The organism is Edaphobacter sp. 12200R-103 (assembly GCF_010093025.1).
Lineage (GTDB): Bacteria > Acidobacteriota > Terriglobia > Terriglobales > Acidobacteriaceae > Edaphobacter.
Map to the genome: position 1 here is coordinate 637,603 of NZ_CP048114.1, position 17,197 is coordinate 654,799.

At 58.8% G+C, this 17,197-nt stretch carries 16 protein-coding genes; 8 read left to right on the forward strand and 8 right to left on the reverse strand.

Features of this window, described 5'->3' with window-relative positions:
• Positions 1-138 precede the first annotated feature (138 nt).
• The 7 genes from lptF to GWR55_RS02750 all read right to left on the reverse strand — a co-directional run bounded on the left by lptF (position 139) and on the right by GWR55_RS02750 (position 9,697).
• The gene (lptF, locus tag GWR55_RS02720; protein ID WP_162400888.1) at positions 139-2,496 is read right to left on the reverse strand and encodes an LPS export ABC transporter permease LptF; all 2,358 of its coding nucleotides are present in this window, start codon (positions 2,494-2,496) and stop codon (positions 139-141) included.
• 223 nt (positions 2,497-2,719) lie between these two features.
• Positions 2,720-5,368, reverse strand: a complete 2,649-nt coding sequence (locus GWR55_RS02725; RefSeq protein WP_162400889.1) for an ABC transporter permease — start codon at positions 5,366-5,368, stop codon at positions 2,720-2,722.
• Complete coding sequence (locus GWR55_RS02730) at positions 5,365-5,709, reverse strand: PadR family transcriptional regulator (protein WP_162400890.1); 345 nt, start codon at positions 5,707-5,709, stop codon at positions 5,365-5,367. Before GWR55_RS02730 ends, GWR55_RS02725 begins: the two co-directional genes overlap by 4 nt.
• Positions 5,710-5,960: 251 nt before the next feature.
• Positions 5,961-6,716 (reverse strand): response regulator transcription factor, encoded by a 756-nt coding sequence (locus GWR55_RS02735; protein WP_162400891.1) that lies wholly within the window; start codon positions 6,714-6,716, stop codon positions 5,961-5,963.
• Positions 6,713-7,678, reverse strand: coding sequence for a sensor histidine kinase KdpD (locus GWR55_RS02740; protein WP_162400892.1), 966 nt, complete (start codon positions 7,676-7,678; stop codon positions 6,713-6,715). The genes GWR55_RS02735 and GWR55_RS02740 overlap by 4 nt, the downstream gene beginning before the upstream one ends.
• A gap of 159 nt (positions 7,679-7,837) precedes the next feature.
• Entirely contained in the window at positions 7,838-8,599 is a 762-nt protein-coding gene (locus GWR55_RS02745) for a DUF3011 domain-containing protein (protein WP_162400893.1), read from the reverse strand.
• Positions 8,600-8,818: 219 nt separating this feature from the next.
• Positions 8,819-9,697, reverse strand: coding sequence for a fatty acid desaturase (locus tag GWR55_RS02750; RefSeq protein WP_238398751.1), 879 nt, complete (start codon positions 9,695-9,697; stop codon positions 8,819-8,821).
• Positions 9,698-10,055: 358 nt separating this feature from the next.
• Between GWR55_RS02750 and GWR55_RS02755 the strand changes: the two genes are divergently transcribed.
• From GWR55_RS02755 to GWR55_RS02775, 5 genes are all read left to right on the forward strand, one after another.
• Positions 10,056-10,439 carry a helix-turn-helix transcriptional regulator gene (locus GWR55_RS02755; RefSeq protein ID WP_162400895.1) on the forward strand — a complete coding sequence of 128 codons (384 nt, stop codon included), beginning with the start codon at positions 10,056-10,058 and terminating at the stop codon, positions 10,437-10,439.
• A 69-nt stretch (positions 10,440-10,508) separates the two neighbouring features.
• A complete protein-coding gene (locus GWR55_RS02760) occupies positions 10,509-10,958 on the forward strand; it encodes an SRPBCC domain-containing protein (protein ID WP_162400896.1) in 450 nt (149 codons plus the stop codon).
• Between the two features lie 70 nt (positions 10,959-11,028).
• Positions 11,029-11,760 (forward strand): thioredoxin family protein, encoded by a 732-nt coding sequence (locus GWR55_RS02765; protein ID WP_162400897.1) that lies wholly within the window; start codon positions 11,029-11,031, stop codon positions 11,758-11,760.
• Complete coding sequence (locus GWR55_RS02770; protein WP_162400898.1) at positions 11,760-12,056, forward strand: hypothetical protein; 297 nt, start codon at positions 11,760-11,762, stop codon at positions 12,054-12,056. The genes GWR55_RS02765 and GWR55_RS02770 overlap by 1 nt, the downstream gene beginning before the upstream one ends.
• Before the next feature lie 49 nt (positions 12,057-12,105).
• Positions 12,106-12,630: a hypothetical protein gene (locus GWR55_RS02775; RefSeq protein ID WP_162400899.1), complete on the forward strand. Its 525-nt coding sequence runs from the start codon at positions 12,106-12,108 to the stop codon at positions 12,628-12,630.
• 291 nt (positions 12,631-12,921) lie between these two features.
• On the opposite strand, the gene GWR55_RS02780 is transcribed toward GWR55_RS02775, so the two are convergent.
• Positions 12,922-14,115 (reverse strand): L-rhamnose/proton symporter RhaT, encoded by a 1,194-nt coding sequence (locus GWR55_RS02780; protein ID WP_162400900.1) that lies wholly within the window; start codon positions 14,113-14,115, stop codon positions 12,922-12,924.
• A 133-nt stretch (positions 14,116-14,248) separates the two neighbouring features.
• Between GWR55_RS02780 and GWR55_RS02785 the strand changes: the two genes are divergently transcribed.
• Genes GWR55_RS02785 through GWR55_RS02795 form a run of 3 tightly spaced genes read left to right on the forward strand, consistent with a single transcriptional unit; the run spans position 14,249 to position 17,095 of the window.
• Positions 14,249-14,989, forward strand: coding sequence for a (Fe-S)-binding protein (locus GWR55_RS02785; RefSeq protein ID WP_162403723.1), 741 nt, complete (start codon positions 14,249-14,251; stop codon positions 14,987-14,989).
• Positions 14,986-16,431, forward strand: coding sequence for a LutB/LldF family L-lactate oxidation iron-sulfur protein (locus GWR55_RS02790; RefSeq protein ID WP_162400901.1), 1,446 nt, complete (start codon positions 14,986-14,988; stop codon positions 16,429-16,431). Before GWR55_RS02785 ends, GWR55_RS02790 begins: the two co-directional genes overlap by 4 nt.
• Positions 16,421-17,095, forward strand: a complete 675-nt coding sequence (locus tag GWR55_RS02795) for an LUD domain-containing protein (protein ID WP_162400902.1) — start codon at positions 16,421-16,423, stop codon at positions 17,093-17,095. Before GWR55_RS02790 ends, GWR55_RS02795 begins: the two co-directional genes overlap by 11 nt.
• Positions 17,096-17,197 lie beyond the last annotated feature (102 nt).

Sequence of the window (17,197 nt, forward strand, 5' to 3'; positions counted from 1 at the left end):
TCCATAACGGGATTGGCCGCTCTTTTATTCTTTGTGCGAAATGTATCTACCGTTCGGCTCCCCAAACAAACACGAAAGAAACTGCAGTGCCAGCGGGCGGGAAATCTGCGAGTTTCCCCCGGGAGAGAGGGAGATCTTCTACGTGGAGGTGCGGAGGAGCAGGTACGTGCCTGCGATGCCGAAGAGAATATCGGGAGACCAGGCCGCCAGCATTGCCGGAAGCGTGTTGACGTTACCCATCGCCTGGAAGAGACCATCGACGACCCAATAGGCGACCGCGAGTGCGATTGCCGTCGCGATGCCTGCGAGAGAGCCGCGTTTGCCCATCGAGAGTGCGAAGGGAATCGCGAGGATAGCCATCACCAGTGTGATGAGCGGATACGCGAGCTTTCGGTTGAGCTGGACGCTGAGGCGCTTGGTGTCGAAGCCGGACTGGTTGAGATCGGAGATATAGCGTGACAACTCGTTGTAGCTCATCTCCTGCGCCGGGCGATCCTCTTTGACGAAGTAAGACGGCTGCTCGTGAATGTCGGAGAAGGCAGTGACAGTAAACGGATGGTAGGATGCGATGGTGTCTCCGGCGAAGGAGCGCTCCCATCCGTTTTCAAAGACCCACTGGCCGACACGCTCGTTCCAGTGAGCGGAAGAGGCAAAGATTCTGCGCTTCAGTGCGAAGGTATTGGGATCGAACTCGAAGACGGTCAGATTCGCAAAGACGTTCTTGGCGGCATCGAAGAACTGGTAATAGAAGATACGAGTCGGCGAGTCGGATGGTCCTGCCTGACCGGAGATCCACTTCCGATCCGGGCGAAGGAAGGTCTGGGCCGGCTTGTCTTTGATGACGTTGCGCAGCGCCTCCTGACGCCGATTGGCTGCCGGTAGATAAAGTTCGTCGAAGGCAAAGAGACATCCGGCGATCAGCAGGGTGGTAATGAGCACAGGTGTCACGATGCGATAGAGGCTGACGCCCGTTGCCTTCATGGCGGTGATCTCAGAGGATCTGCTGAGTGCGCTGAAGGTGACCAGGACCGCGACCAGAGCGCAAAGCGGCGTGACGTTGTAGAGGATGAAGGGAATCAGGTTGATGAGATAGTCGCCGACGGTGACGAGGGGCGTGCGGTTGCGGATAATGTCGCCCGTGAGCTCGAAGAAGGTGAAGATGAGGAAGAGCGCGGAGAAGGACGACAGGATGAGCGCGAAGTTCTTCATGTACTCCCGCATAACGTAATCGTCGAGCAGGAGAGGGAACTGGATGTGGAAGGTGTTGCGGAAGCGGCGAAGGATCGTGGAGATGTGAATTCGCCCGCCGGAGGCGGCAAGCTGGCGTCCCCGCTGCGAGCGCGTAAGCAGCTTGTTGAGCTGGGTTCCTAGCGAGGAGATCAGGCCAAGCGCGATACCTCCCTGCGACATCTGGTAGAGCAGCAGAACTCCTGCGGCGGCGAAAAGAAGGTTCGCACCCCAGACGCCGAGAAAGGGAGAGACCTTGCCGTTTTTGGCGAAGGCGATACCGATCTGCGAGAGGAAGTAGTAGATGAAGACGAGCGCGATGGTAAGGACGAAGCCGGTCGATTTGCCGCCGCGCTTGGAGGAGAGTCCCAGCGGAACACCGATGAGCATGAGGACAACGCAGGCGAAGGGATAGGAGAAGCGGCGGTTTAGCTCAATGCGATAGAGGCGGGCGCGGCTGTCTGCGGAGTAGCCGAGGCGCCACAACTCGGGCAACGTGAGAGCGAGAATCGGCGTGTCGGAGCGTCCGAGATGTGTGTCTTCCTGAAGGCCGGTCTGGATGGGGAGATCGGTCGAGGCGAAGGTAGAGATGTTGTACTGATTCGGATCGGTCGGCGAGGTCTGATGCTGTCCCCCGTCGATCAGGTGGAGGCGGATGCTTTTGGGATCGTTGGAGACGACGACAGCCTGGTCAGCGGTCGTGATATTCGGGTTTGCAGGTTGTGTCAGGTCAGCGAGGAAGACGTGGTGCCAAAGCGCTGCACCGGCTGCCGGACGAACGTCCTGGATGTAGAGGACGTAGTTGCGGAAGTCTTCATAGAAGACGCGCGGCTGTACTTCGAAGGACGCCTGCGTCGATTTGAGCGAGTTTTCCAGCGCCAGCGTTCCCGCGGCCGATCGGGGAGCCAGGTAGAGCGAGTTGAAGAGCCCCAGCGCGACGGCAAATGCGGAGACGATCGAGACGATGCGGACAAAGCTGAGCACTCCCATGCCTGCGGCACGCATCGCTGTAATCTCGGAGTCGGCGGCCAGGCGCGAGAGACCCAGAAGGATGCCGACCAGGACCGACATCGGGATGGTGACGATGAGGAAGCTTGGAAGCAGGTAGGCAAAAATTCGCAGGATGTCCGTCACGGAGGCCGAGTCGCGGACGACCAGCTCCAGGATGTGCCCGAGATCGCGCATGAACAGCACGAAGGTGAATAAGACACCACCGATCAGTGCGTGGGAGGCGACTTCGCGAAGGATGTAGCGGGTGAAGATGCGCATGCTTCAGAGTTCTATGTTGAGTGTACGCGATCGGGTACACTGCTATTCCTATCTAATTTGTGCAAAGTCTTCCAGGCAAAGAATTTAGGGCTTGGATCTCGATTGCAGGTACTCTGCCGGACTGCCGGCAGAGAGAACCGGAAATCCTTCGACTGCGCCCTTCTGTATCCAGATTCAAGGGATATGGAAGATCAAGGAATTTCACGGAAATCGATGGGGCCGGTTACTCGGCGCGGAGAGCTTCTACCGGGTTGATGGAAGCGGCACGATGGGCCGGGATAAAGCTGGCAAATAACGCGGCGATCCCGAGAACGAGGGCCACTCCCGCTAGCGTGGAGAGGTCCCAGGACTGGACACCGAACAGCAGTTTGCGCAGAAACGTGGCACAAAGAACAGAGCAAAGGATTCCGGCCGAGATTCCGATTACGGTCAGTCGACCTGCTTCTTTAAGGATGAGCTGGTAGACCGACCCTCGTGCGGCACCGAGCGCCATGCGCACACCAATCTCGCGGGTGCGCTGGCTGACGGAGTAGGCGATGACCCCATAAAGTCCGATGATGCCGAGAAGGAGAGCGAGAGCGGCGAAGCCTCCAACGAGCCAGGCAGCGGAGCGGTGGAGGTAGGCGGCTGGCGAACCATGGATGCGCTGCTGCATGGTTTGAGGGTCCATCGTGCCGATTCCGGGATCGACCTGACGGACGGCGCTGGCCAGGGCAGGAAGGAGGGCCTTGTCGTCGCCGGAGGTTCTGACGATGAGACCGAAGTAGCTATCGGGGTCCTGGTTGTACGGCTTGTATTCCGCAGGCCAGATCTCTCCGTCGAGAGCACTTTCGCGGATGTTATCGACGATACCGATTACTTCTTTGATTGAGTCGGGCTTGAGATCGCCGCCACCGTATTTTTTGCCGATAGGATCTTCCCCGGGAAAGTACTTGTCAGCGAAGGCTTTGTTGATGACGGCAACGCGGGGGCGCGAGCGGTCCTCCTGCTCGGTAAAGATGCGTCCGCGCAACAGGCGGGCCTGGAGAGTCTTGAAATAGTCGACGCTGACGTCACGCTCATTGACCTCGTTGTGCTCTCCGTGGAAGGGATGACCGACTATGCGAATCCAGTCGGTGTTCCCGTTGCCGCTGGTGGGCAGCACACTGGTTACGGCGGCAGAGCTGACGCCTGGCAGGGCTGAGACCCGAGCGATGATCTTGCGTGTCAGGATGACAACATCCTCATCTTTCGGATAGCTCTTTCTAGGAACCGAGATATTGAGGGTCGACAGATGAGACGGCTCAAAGGCGAGCTCGACATGGAGAAGTCGATAGAGGCTCTTGCCAAGAAGGCCCGCCCCTACGAGAAGAACCACCGCGATGGAGAGCTCCACGACGACGAGATTGGATCCGAGCCTGCGCCAGATTGTCCCGGCAGAGCCACGGTCGCCATCATTGAGGGTGGCACGCATGGACGACACTGGAAGGCGTAGCGCGGGAGTGAGTGAAAAGATGGCAGCGGCAATCGCTGAGACGACGGCAGCAAATAGGACCACATGCGCATTGAGGGCAAGGCTGCTGAGATAAGGCATGCTGGAGAGCATGTCTTTGGAGGCGAGGCCAAGCAGGAGATGCATAGCGGCATACCCGGCGGCGAGTCCGGTGATAGTTCCCATTGAGACGAGAACCAGCCCTTCTGTGATGAACTGGCGGATGAGCCGTGAACGGGACGCCCCAAGCGCGCCGCGGACTGCGAATTCGCGACGACGGCTTTCAGACCGGACCAGCAGAAGGCTGGCTACGTTGACGCAGGCAATGACGAGTAACAGGATAGCGCCAGCGAGGAGGACGAGAAGGATGGGCCGAACAGTCCCGACGATAAGCTCGGAGAGCGGTGCGAGGGTGGCGCCCTGATCGCGGTTCGAGCCGGGGTATTGGATCTCAAGCTGTTTTGCAATGGCGGACATCTCGGTTTGCGCGGTCGCGAGTGAGACGCCATCCTTGAGGCGACCGATGGCGAAGAGATTATGGCAGCTTCGGCGTTGCTCACAGTTGGTGAGCTTGCGGGTCGTGGTCCAGAACTCCGCATTGCCGCGAGGAGCGAATTGAAAGTCCTGCGGCAGAACTCCAATGATTGTTGTTGGGTTTCCATCCAGTGATACCGTCTGGCCGATGACGTCTCTGCTTCCGCCGAAGCGGTTTTGCCACGTGGAGTAGGAAAGCATGGTGGTTGCCGCTGCGTTGGGCTGATCTTCACCTGAATAGAAGTCGCGGCCGAGGATGGGCCGGACGACGAGGGTGCGGAAGAAGCCATCCGTGACGCGAACAGCAAGAACGGGTTTGACCCCGGAGGATGTCGCCAGAAGGTATCCGGTTCTGTTGTAGGCGTCGATGGACGTGAAGACTTTGTTCAGGCGTTGCCAGTCACGAAAGTCCAGGTAGGAGAGCTCGGAACGAGGAAATGCGGCGCCCCGTTCTGCGACATCGATGAGACGCGCGGGATCGGGGTAGGGGAGCGGTTTGATAAGGGCAGCATCGACGAAGGCGAAGATGGCGACGCTAGCTCCAATGCCCAGCGAGAGCATCAGAACGGCGGTAATGGTGAAGCCGGGAGCCCGGCGAAGCTGGCGAAGAGAAAATCTGACATCATAGAGGAGGCTTTCGAGAAAGGGAAGGGTGCGCCGCTCGCGATGGGCCTGCTTGGTGCGTTCCACTCCCCCCAGGTGGCGGATGGCTTCGCGCCGCGCATCCTCAGCGTTCATTCCCGCACGGAGATTGTCGTCGATATGCATTTGCAGGTGGCTCTCCAGTTCGGCGTCGAAATCCTGTTCCTGCTGCTGACGGGGAACGATGCCCACGAGCCTGCGTAACCATGCACGAAGTGAGTTCATGATGGATCCTCCGAGGGCGACAGAAAGCGAGCCAGAATCGCCGTGGTCTGGTCCCAGCTGCGGGTCTCCTTGTCGAGAAGGCGGCGGCCCGCGCGCGTGAGCGAATAGAACTTTGCCTTGCGGTTGTTCTCCGACAGGCCCCACTCGGACGCGATGGCGCCTTCCTGTTCCAGCCGCAGCAGCGCAGGGTAGAGCGTGCCGTAGTTCAACGAGAGCAGATCGCCGCTGGTCTGCTCGATCCGGCGGGCGATTCCGTAGCCATGCAGCGACCCCATGCTTTCGAGGGTCTTGAGAACCATCAGGGCCAGCGTGCCCTGCCATACGTCTGTTTTGTCGCCCATGACTGCTCCTATTGTTTTGCCATAGGAGTATGGAGCGGTTTCATATTGGATTGCAATAGGAAAGTGAGAATTTGTGACGAATGGCCGACCTTAGGCGCTTTACGCCGAAGATGGGGCACCCGGTTCGAGAGATTTATGGGCAAGTGGAATGGGGAGGCGGGTGAAGTTGTTTCAGTCCCACTTCGATTTGTCATTCTTCGTCTGCGGCTCAGAATGACGGCTTCTTGACGGGGCATTGCGGCGAGAACTGCTTAGGGATTGGCGATGAAGCGATAGCCTACGCCACGCACGGTGATCAGATGCTGTGGGTGGCCGGGATCGTCTTCGATATAGCGGCGCAGGCGAACGATGAAGTTGTCGATGGCACGTGTGTCGGTATCTTCGTGGACGCGCCATACCTGCTCGAGAATATCCTTGCGCGAGACGATCTGGCCTTCATGCTCGGTGAAGTAGCGCAGAAGGTCCGCCTCCATCACGGTGAGATGGGTCGTCCGGTTTGGGGCAACCAGTTCCAGCCCGTCGAAGCGGATGGTGCGGTGATTGAAGGCGTATTCCGAGGACGGCTCCGCCGATTGTGCCTGTTGTGGAGCGGCCGCTGGATCGCGCTGCCAGGACGTGCGCCGCAGGAGTGATTTAATGCGCACCAGGAGGATGCTCAGATCGAAGGGTTTGGGAAGGTAGTCGTCGGCGCCCGCCTCAATGCCTTCAAGGATGTCTTCAGGCCGCGAACGCGCCGTCAGCATAAGTACGGGGGTGAAGAGTTCCGCCTCGCGCAGAGCGCGGACAATATCTACCCCATCGGTACCCGGAAGCATGCAGTCCAGGACCACGGCCGCTATCGGTTGATCGGGATGCAGCAGATATTCCAGGGCAGCGTCGCCGTCGGACTCATGATGGGTGCGATATCCTTCCGCCTGCAGATTGAAGAGCAGTCCCTGTGCCAGGTGCTCCTCGTCTTCAATCACGGCAATCAGGGGAGCATTGTCGCGTTCCTGCAGTGCGTTCATACTCTCTCCTTCACGATGGATGCCGGTCTGCTCGCTGCCGGCTGAGCCTCAGAAGTCGATGGATTCGCCAGAGGCAGCGTGAGCGTAACCGTCGTTCCCATGTTTGGTCCCGGACTGGAAGCAGTTGCGTCTCCGCCGTGTTGCCTCGCTATGCTGCGAACAAGGAAGAGGCCGAGCCCGGTTCCCTTGATACGCTGCATGGTGCGTCCGGGAACGCGATAGAAACGCCGGAAGATGCGTTTGTGCTGGTTGGGGGGCAGGCCTACGCCGGTATCGGTAATGCGCAACGTTGCCCAGGTGTAATGCGTAATGGCGAGCGAGCAACGCACGTGAACGCCTTCGAGAGAATATTTCACGGCGTTGTCCAGCAGGTTGAGCACGGCAATCCGGAGATCCTCCGCGAGTCCCATCACACGCAGATGAACCCCGCCGGATACTGGCTGCAGCACGATGGCGTCGGATGCCAGGTGATGGCGCTGAAGTGTGATCGTAATGCATTCGGAGACGAGGGCCTCCAGATCGATCAGGGCACGGCTCTGCTGACGATGACGCTGCCCCAGTTGGCCAGCCTTGAGGACCTGCTCGACCGTGGCGAGCAGCCGGTCGGAGTCCGCCAGCATGTTGGTGTAGAACTGCTGGCGTTGGGCTTCGTCCAGGGGGCGGCGCTGCAGTGTCTCAAGGTAAAGCCGGATGCTGGCAATCGGTGTCTTCAGCTCGTGGGTGACGGCGTTCAGGAACGAGTCCTGCCGCTCATTGCGCCGGATCTCGCGCACCAGGAAGACGGTATTGACGACGACGCCGGCGATCAGCAGGGCGAAGAGGATGATTCCGAAGACGGCGAGCGCGACGGTGCGCTCGTTGAGGACGATCCAGCCGACCTGAAGGGTGACGGCGAGGCCGACAAGCAATACACCCAGGGTGATAAAAAATGCGATCGTTCCACGGCGTCGACTGAAGTTCATAACCCAGGCTCTATGCGAAGTATACGGGCAGCGCAGCGAGTTCGAGGTGCGAGAACTCAGTGCCTGGGGCGGAAGGCACGTTACCGTGACGAACAAAGGCTGAAGGATGAGGTTCAGCTCGCGCGCCTCATCCTTCAGCTTGTCTTGAGACGCTATGCTTTAGCGGGTTCGGAACTCTGCACGGCAGCCCTTGTCCACCCATAGGCCGCGCCGGTCCACTCCCCAACTCTGTCCTTGTACACAGGACGATCCACTGATCTGACGCGACATCACGACCGAGTTCGGATTTCCGCTGCCAGGAACGGAGCAGTAGTTCCGTCCTCCATTGTTTGAGGAGCAGGTGAACGTCTGGCCCCTTCCGTTCCAGTTGCCACCGCCGTTGCCAGGTCGGAATCCGCCATTGCCGTTGTTTCCGGTGACGAACTCGGCCCGGCAGCCGTGGTCGACCCATACACCGCGATTATCGTATCCCCATCCGCGCCCCTGGTCGCAGGCAGACCCGCTAATCTGTCGGCTGAGACGGACGCCTCCGCGGGTGTCAATGTTGCAGTAGTGACGGTTTCCGTCGTCGGAGGAACAGGTGATCGTCTGCCCGTTTCCATTCCAGTTGCCACCACCGATCCCCGGTCGGAATCCTCCGCCATTGCCACCGTTTCCAGTGACGAACTCGGCTCTGCAGCCCTGGTCGACCCAGATGCCCCGGTTGTCCCAGCCCCAGGTTCGCCCCTGGGTGCAGGCAGAACCACTACGCTGGCGGGTCATTTGAACTCCGCCACGGGTGTTCGCATCGCAGTAATGACGATGGCCGTCATCGGAAGCGCAATAGATCGTCTGTCCGTGTGCCACTGCCGGCTTGATAAAGACGGCACAGGCAAGTAGGGAAAGAAAAACAAGTGGCAGAAGCCGGATCTTCGCAGTCATGGACGCCTCTCAGTCCTCAATTTTGCTCAGCGGCAGAGCGCTGAAACCGAGCGACGACGATGCTCCAGCGATCTGTTCTGTCGAATGGGATGCATGTTGCACAAACAAGTATGTATCAGACTTCAGGGGTTTTGCCGGCAGGAAGTTTCTACAGCGTAAAAATAAAAAAGACGCAGAGAAGAGCCTCTGCGCCCGTGATTCTGGAGGAAACTTTGCTTGTTACATCCCGGCTGGCTTTGGGTCGGCCGGATCGAACTTTGCGATTTGGACCTTTTTGGCCAGGCCGATCTTTTCCAGCAGCCAGATGCCGTAATAGTTGATGTCGAACTCATACCAGGCAAGTCCGTGACGTGCGCTGACGGGATGCGCGTGGTGGTTGTTGTGCCAGCCCTCGCCTCCGGTCAGGATGGCAACCCACCAGTTGTTGCGGGAGTCGTCGCGAGTCTCAAAGCGGCGCTTGCCCCAGAGGTGTGTGGCCGAGTTGACCAGCCAGGTGGCGTGCAGACCGAGCGTGACGCGGAGGAAGGTTCCCCAAAGCACCATTCCGATAGCGCCGACGACGCGGTGACCGGGAGCGGCCAGAGCAGCGCCCAGTGCGATCTGCAGGAAGCCGGCGATGGTCAACGGCAGCCAGTGGAACTTCGAGAGCCAGACATGGACGGGGTCACGGGTAAGGTCGGGAGCGTAGCGGCCCAGCAGGGCTGTCTCCGAGTGCAGCGCGCGGCCGGAGATGATCCATCCGGCATGGGCCCACCAGGTGCCATCGTGAGGGGTGTGCGGGTCGCCTTCGTGGTCGGAGTTCTGGTGATGGACGCGATGGGTGGCAACCCAGAAGATCGGTCCGCCCTCAAGAGCCATCGTGCCGCAGGTGGTCAGGAAGTACTCCACCCACTTGGGAGTCTTGTAGCCGCGGTGCGTCAGCAGGCGATGGTAGGCCATGCCGATGCCGACGTTGATCGCGAAGAAATACATGATTGCCGCTACGGCGAGATTGGTCCACGAGAAGAAAAACAGCGCAGCGATAGCGCCGACGTGAAAGAGGGTCATCGCGATGGCGGTGATCCAGTTGATGCGGCCCTCCTGGTGCTCGCGGCCCATGCGAAGATCCTCGCGAACCTTGCGGGCGGTGCGCTCAGCAACAGAGACAGCAGCTTGCTGCTCCTGGGAGCTGGGGGCGGAGTTGGGGGCCTGGATGATCTCTTCCGTGGGAATCAGCGATGCACTCATAGGTCTGTTTTGCTTCCTTCCAGAACGTCTATTTCGAAGCTAACAGGATGTGGGAAGAGTCGTTGTAAGACTTTTGTAATGCCGCTCCTGAGCCCATTTACAGAAGAAATACGGCCCTCACTGCGTCTTCCTGAGAGGCAGGATCGCGACGTATCGGGTTTAAGAAAACCCTCATAAACCGTCAGGAATTGCTTGACGTATTCCTATATAGGAATATATCGTTCTGTTCATGGCACGAGCAGCAACCACCACCGATGTCTTCAATGCCATCGCCGAACCCCGCCGCCGCGAGATCATCGGCGTGCTCGTCGATGGCCAGGCACGCGCTGTCAGCGACGTCGTCCGGATTGTGCAGCTTCCGCAACCCACGGTATCGAAGCACCTCAGCGTATTGCGCAGGGTGGGCGTCGTCACGGTGGTCAAGCGGGGACAACACCGGATGTACCGGCTGAATGCGGCGGAGCTCAAGCCGGTTCACGACTGGGTAAAGACCTTTGAGAAGTACTGGACGCACCAGATCTCACGCATCAAGGAGCGGGCAGAGCACAAGGTCGCCGAGGCAATCGGACAGGCGCGAGGAACGATTCAGAACCCGGGTACGCACGAAAAGTAGCTTGAGCCTCGTGAGAGCGAAGCAATCTCTCGAATGGCTCTTCATTTTTGACCAAAAGGAGAAACGACGATGCCGGTAGCAGAACAACAGGCGATTCAGACACTGGAGATCTTGAAAGAAGAGGAGATTGCGGCTCCGATTGCCGTTGTCTTTGAGACGCTTCTGGAACAGCTGGGACCCTACAACGAGAGACCCGACAAGGTACCGCTTCCCATGAAGCTTGAGCCATGGCCCGGCGGTCGCTGGTTTCGCGATCTTGGCAACGACACCGGCCACTGGTGGGGAAACGTGCAGGCGATTAAGCCGCCTTCGCTGCTCGAGATCAGCGGCCCGCTCTTCATGTCGTACCCGGCCATCTCGAATGTGCAGTATCGGCTGAGTGAAGAGAAGGGAGTGACGAAGCTGAAGTTCGCACATCGCGCCTCTGGATGGATGCCTGCAGAGACGATAGAAGGGGTTCATCTGGGCTGGGAGAACATCATCGCCAAAGTGCGGGAGCGGGTGCATACCCGCCGGTAGAAACGCCTGCAAAACCAGGCACAGATCGGATTTGCAAAAGCTAGTCGCATAACCGGACAGGAGAAGGAATATGCAGAATGCGGTTGTCTCTCGAAGTGAATGGCTAAAGGTAAGAAAGGATTTTCTCGCGAAGGAAAAGTCGCTCACCAGGCAGAAAGACGCTTTGAATAAGGAGCGACTGTCTTTGCCCTGGGTGAAGGTCGATAAGGAGTATGTCTTCGAAGGTCCGCAGGGTAACAGGACGCTTGCAGATCTGTTCGGCTCCAAGGACCAGCTGCTGATCTATCACTTCATGTTTGGCCCGGAGTGGGAGCAGGGATGCCAATCCTGCTCGATGGCTGCCGATACCATGAATGCCAATCTCGTACACCTGAACGCTCGTGACATCGCGTTTGCAGCTGTCTCGCGGGCTCCTCTTGCGAAGATTGAGCCGTTCCGCAAGCGAATGGGTTGGAGCTTCCCCTGGTACTCAGCCTCCACGAACGAGTTCAATTACGACTTCGGTGTTTCGTTTACGGCAGATCAGATGGCCGGAAAAGGTTATTACAACTTCGGCACAGGAGAGCATCCCAGTGAGGAGGCTCCGGGCGTCAGTGCGTTCTACAGAAATGACGCGGGCGAAGTCTTTCATACCTATTCAAGCTATGCTCGCGGAGCGGAGGGACTGCTGGCGGTCTATACGCTCATCGATGTCACACCGAAGGGACGCGACGAGGACGCGCTTTCCTATCCGATGGCATGGGTTCGTCACCACGATCGATACGAAAAGCCCGTGGAACACTCCTGCTGCGGAGGGAACTGATGAGCACCCGAAGCTGCTGCGCCGTACCGGGGCGCAGCAGCTTTATCTCCAGCAGAGGCGGTCACGCCAGGGGTGCAGCCAGGGTGGGAACTCCTGCCGTGATCCTGCTTCTCCTGCCCAAGTGCCCGATGTGCGTGGCGGCTTATGTGGCGATGTTTACGGGGATTGGTTTAAGCATGGAAGCTGCGACATGGTTGCGGGAAACGGCGATCGCAGTCTGCGTGTTGGCAATCCTCGTGTCGATCATGCGGATGATACACCGGCATCCTGTATCGGGATCATCTTCGTCCCTTTGACTGCTGACACGAAGGCTTCCGATATGCTGTGGCCATTCCTATGTCGGCTATGTTGAAGCGAAAGATGACTTGTCTGTCTGCCCTGGTGTTCTTGTGTTTCAGTTGCAAAGGGGCAAAAGCGCAGGATGTCATGGTGACCTTCTACACGCATGGATCATTCTGGAAGACCAATTCCATCGGGAACAAACATGATTTCTATAGAGGAAATATCTTTGATGGAGCGCAACAATTATTTGCATTCGGGGACACCTTTTACGTCCAAAGCAATCGATATATCACTCTTCGTTTCGTTGCAGGACCCCATACGTTTGGGGCAAGTTCCGCGAAGCGACCCGAACTGAGGGAGACTCTGAATCTCGATCTCAAGGCGGGCGAGAGATACTTCGTTCGAGTGCAGGGAGAAACGCTCCTCTTTGGAGTCCAGCATGGAAGGCTTGATCTAATTCCTTGCGCCAAAGCTCAGGTAGAACTGGCCCATGCAAAACCTTTAAACGATCAAGCACTTTCAGAAGAAGTGCGTTCGAAGCAAGCGGCACTGGTCGTCGATGAGGCGGGTCCGCCTTCGTGCCAATAATCGACACGACTTCCTAGCTCAGGGCAGAGGGAATCTCATAAGCGGGTTGCAGGCGCAGCCAATTCGCCGGGCCAGTTTGTTTCGAGGCTCTTTCGGAGGTGTCATCCTGAGCGTAGCTGCTCGCGGCTTTATCGCGAGCAGCGGAGTCGAAGGATCTGCGGTCGGCTGGCTGGCCCACATCCCATACCGCAGATCCTTCGACTCGCTACGCTCGCTCAGAATGACACTCTTACTAAAAACATTGAAGACCGGCGATCGTCCTAAGCAAGTCGTATCGAGATGGATACACCCTTAGCGCAGCATCGCAGTCGTCGCTGCCGTCTCCGCAGACTTCAGGTAGTTTCCATAGCCGACGATCACAGTCGATCCGACGAGGAGCAGCAGTCCCAGGGTCACCAGCACCTTGGTCCTCATACTGGTTCCGCGCCACTCTCTTAGGGCCAGTCCCCACAGCGTGGCGAAGATGATGATGGAGGCCATGTGCAGCGTCCACGATGAGAAGTCGTATTTGCCCATCTTGGTCTGGCCCATGGAGTAGAAGAAGAACTGGAAGTACCAGATGACTCCTGCCAGGGCGGCGAAGAGATAGTTGAACGTCAGGGTCGTCGGCGATAGACGATCGTAGGTGGAAGGATCGAGGGGATCGAAGTCGACCATGGTCTGGCCGGAGGAGTGGCTGGCCCGCATAGGATTCATGCCGGGTTCGCCGACGAACTGTTTGATCGAGGCGTTCTTGATGATCAGGATGACCGACCACACAAAGTTGGTCAGGAAGCCTCCCCAGAGCACGACGATCAGCACCGGAAGGTTCTGCCACAGGTCGAGGCGGTTGTGCGCCAGCAACTCCTGCTTGGCCACGACCGCGATGGGGGCTCCCGCCTTCAGGCCGAAGGCGAAGAAGGAGCTCATGATTCCGGCGAAGATCGCGACAGCCAGACCCTTGCCGAAGTTGTAGTCCGTCTCGCCGGCTTCGGCCTTCTCTTCCGGGGTAACCTCGCGTTCTTTCGAGAGACCTGCGGCTCCATTGACTGCGACCGCAATCAGGCAGACGGCGACGCCGACGAGGATGATCTGTCCGGAACGCTCGTGGAGGATGCCGGACATCTCACCGCTATAAAGAGGCGGGATGAGGGTTCCGAAGGCGGTGCACAGGCCAAGCGCGATGGCGTAGCCGAGGGCGATTCCGAGATAGCGGATTGCCAGGCCGAAGGTCAGACCTCCCATGCCCCAAAGCACGCCCCACAAAATGGCGTAGCGGATGCTCGAAGGATCCTGCTGATAGGCAGTGTGCAGTACAGAGGAGAGATTGGGGACGAAGATCCACGCCAGCACCAGCGGCGCGACGATCCAGGCGGCGAAGCCCTGGATCAGCCAGTAGATCTCCCACGACCAGCGCTTGATGGCGCGGAAGGGAATGAAGTTTGTTGCCGAGGCGAATCCGCCGATCCAGTGGTAGATGACGCCGATAAAAGGATTTGGTCCCACGAAGACTCCGTTTTGAGGAATGATAAAAGAAAGGGCTCCCTGGGAGCGCGTACTATCGTAGCTGAGATAGATTGTATCGGGAAATAAAATCTCTATTGAACCAGCTGCGATTGCACTGTTGGAGGGTAAGGTCCTGCAAGTCTCGCTCTTTATCACCTGTTACAACGACACTTTGTTTCCAGAGACGGGCAAGGCCGTCGTCAAGGTGCTCGAACGACTGGGCCACACGGTGGACTTTCCCGCAGGACAGACCTGCTGTGGACAGATGCACTGGAACACCGGCTATCAGGCCGAGGCGCTGCCGCTGGTTGGCCGCTTCGTAGAGCAGTTTCGCCATGCCGAGGCGGTCGTCGTGCCTTCCTCAAGCTGCGTGGCCATGATGCGCGACCATTATCCAAAGATGGCCGAGGAGCTGGGGAACAAAAAGCTGATGGCAGAGGTCGCCGAGCTGCTGCCGCGCGTCTACGAGTTTTCCGAGTTCCTGACGAGGCGGCTGGGTCTGACCGACGTCGGCGCTTATTATCCTCATCGCGTGACCTACCATGCCAGCTGCCACGGACTGCGCAATCTTGAGCTGGGCGATGGGCCGATGAGTCTGTTGCGAGCGGTGAAGGGAATCGACCTCGTACAGATCGGGAACATGGAGCAGTGCTGCGGCTTTGGCGGAACCTTTGCGGTCAAGAATGCCGATGTGTCAAGCGCGATGCTGGCCGAGAAGACCACCGCCGTCCTGAACACCGGGGCAGAAGCGTGCACTGCCTGCGACAATAGCTGTCTTATGCATATTCAGGGTGCTCTTCATCGGCAGAGAACCGGCGTCCGCACGGTCCATCTGGCCGAGATTCTGGCCGGCGCTGAGGGGGATGTCCTGTGAGTACAACGAACTCGGTACTCGATCCCAAGACATCACCGTCCTTTCCTATAGCGGCAAAAGTCACGCTGGGAGACACCCAGCTGCGCAAGAATGTTCGCCACGCCACCGAGGTTATCCAGAACAAGCGCGCCCGCGTCGTCGGCGAGATGCCTGACTGGCAGCAGCTTCGTGAGAGCGGCAAGCAGATTCGCGAACACGCCATGGCGAATCTTGACTACTACCTTGAGGAGTTCGAGCGGAACTGCACCCGGGCCGGAGGTGTGGTTCACTGGGCCAGGGATGGGGAAGAGGCCAAGCGCATCGTCACTGAGCTGGTAAAGACGCATGCTTCGCCGCAGAACCCCGAGGTCATCAAGATCAAGTCGATGACGACCGAGGAGATCCACCTCAATCTCGCGCTGGAGGCCGCAGGCATCAAGGCGTACGAGACCGATCTCGCGGAGTTGATCATCCAGCTTGGTCACGATCAGCCGTCGCACATCGTTGTTCCAGCGCTGCACAAGAATCGTCAGCAGATTCGCGAGATCTTCCAGCGCGAGATGAACCTTCCTGAGCTGGGAGAGAAGCCGCAGGACCTGGCGGACGCTGCCCGGCGGTTTCTGCGCGAGAAGTTCCTACGGGTCAACACTGCCGTCAGCGGAGCCAACTTCCTGATCGCCGAGACCGGCGGGGTCTGCATCGTTGAAAGCGAAGGCAACGGACGGATGTGCCTCACGCTGCCGGAGACGCTGATTACGGTCGCCGGGATCGATAAAATTCTTCCGCGCTATCAGGATCTTGAGGTCGTACTGCAGCTGCTGCCTCGCTCCGCCACGGGCGAGCGCATGAATCCTTACAACTCCCTCTGGACCGGGGTGCGCCCCGGGGATGGCCCGAAGAACTTTCACGTCGTTCTGATGGATAACGCCCGCACGGCTGTTCTGGCCGATGGAGAAGGCCGCCAGACGCTAAACTGCATCCGCTGTGCCGCCTGCCAGAACGCCTGCCCGGTCTATCGGCAGACGGGCGGCCATGCGTACGGCTCGGTCTATGCCGGGCCGATCGGAGCCATCCTGACGCCGCAGCTGCAGCAACTGCACCATGCGCAGACGCTGCCCTATGCATCGTCGCTTTGCGGAGCGTGCTACGAGGTCTGCCCGGTCAAGATCAACATCCCTGAGGTACTGATTCACCTGCGCAACAAGGTGGTGAAGCAGAATGGGCCACTGAATCCGGAGGCGCTGGCCATGAAGGCAGCGGGTGCAATCTTCAAGTCTGAGCGGAGATTCCGAGCGGCGCAACGACTTGGCAGGATCGCCGAAACTCCGCTGGTGGGTAAGGACGGCTGGATCGGATGGCTGCCGGGCATGCTGGGCGGCTGGACCCAGGTGCGCGACCTGCGCGAGATGCCGAAGGAGACCTTCCGTGAGTGGTGGGAGAAGAGGGGGAAGCGTGGCAACTGAGACCGGTGGAGTGATCGATACATCAGCGGCTCGCGCAGAGATTCTGCGCCGGATTCGCGCTGCCAATGGAGCGGCGTCCGATGCTGCTCGGGCCGCCGGACAGTGGTCTGCCATTGAGCGCGACTACTTGCGCGCAGCCACGCGCTCGCGTGAGGAGATTCTTGAACTGCTGGAGGACCGTCTGCATGACTACGACGCGAACGTCGTTCGTGCCTCGGAGGCGGAAGTCCCAGGGACGATAGCCCGCATGCTTACGGAACGTGGCCGGCGAAAGCTGCTGATTCCCAGCGGCTTGAATCCTGCCTGGCTGCCGGAGGGCTTCGACTACACTGTTGATGATGGAGCCTCACCCGCGGCCCTCGACCAGTTCGAGGGAGTCATCACAGGCTCAACCGTCGCCATTGCGCTTACCGGCTCGGTCATCCTGCAGAACGTTCCCGGCCAGGGGCGCCGCGCCGTGTCTCTGGTTCCGGACTATCATCTTTGCCTTGTTCGCACGGAAGATATCGTCGAGACGGTGCCCGAAGCGCTGGACCGCATCAGGGACACTGCCACGCTGCCGACGACCTTTTTCGCCGGCCCTTCGGCTACGGCTGACATTGAAATGACTCGCATTAAGGGAGTTCACGGACCGAGATTTCTCGACATCATCCTGATTCAATAACTTCGGTTCAATAAGTCTTCTGTCCCTCCAAATAACCTGGCCAGGATGTCGCTTTGTGAAAAGATGGCATCCTATTGGCCAGAGATCTACGCCGGCGATCAT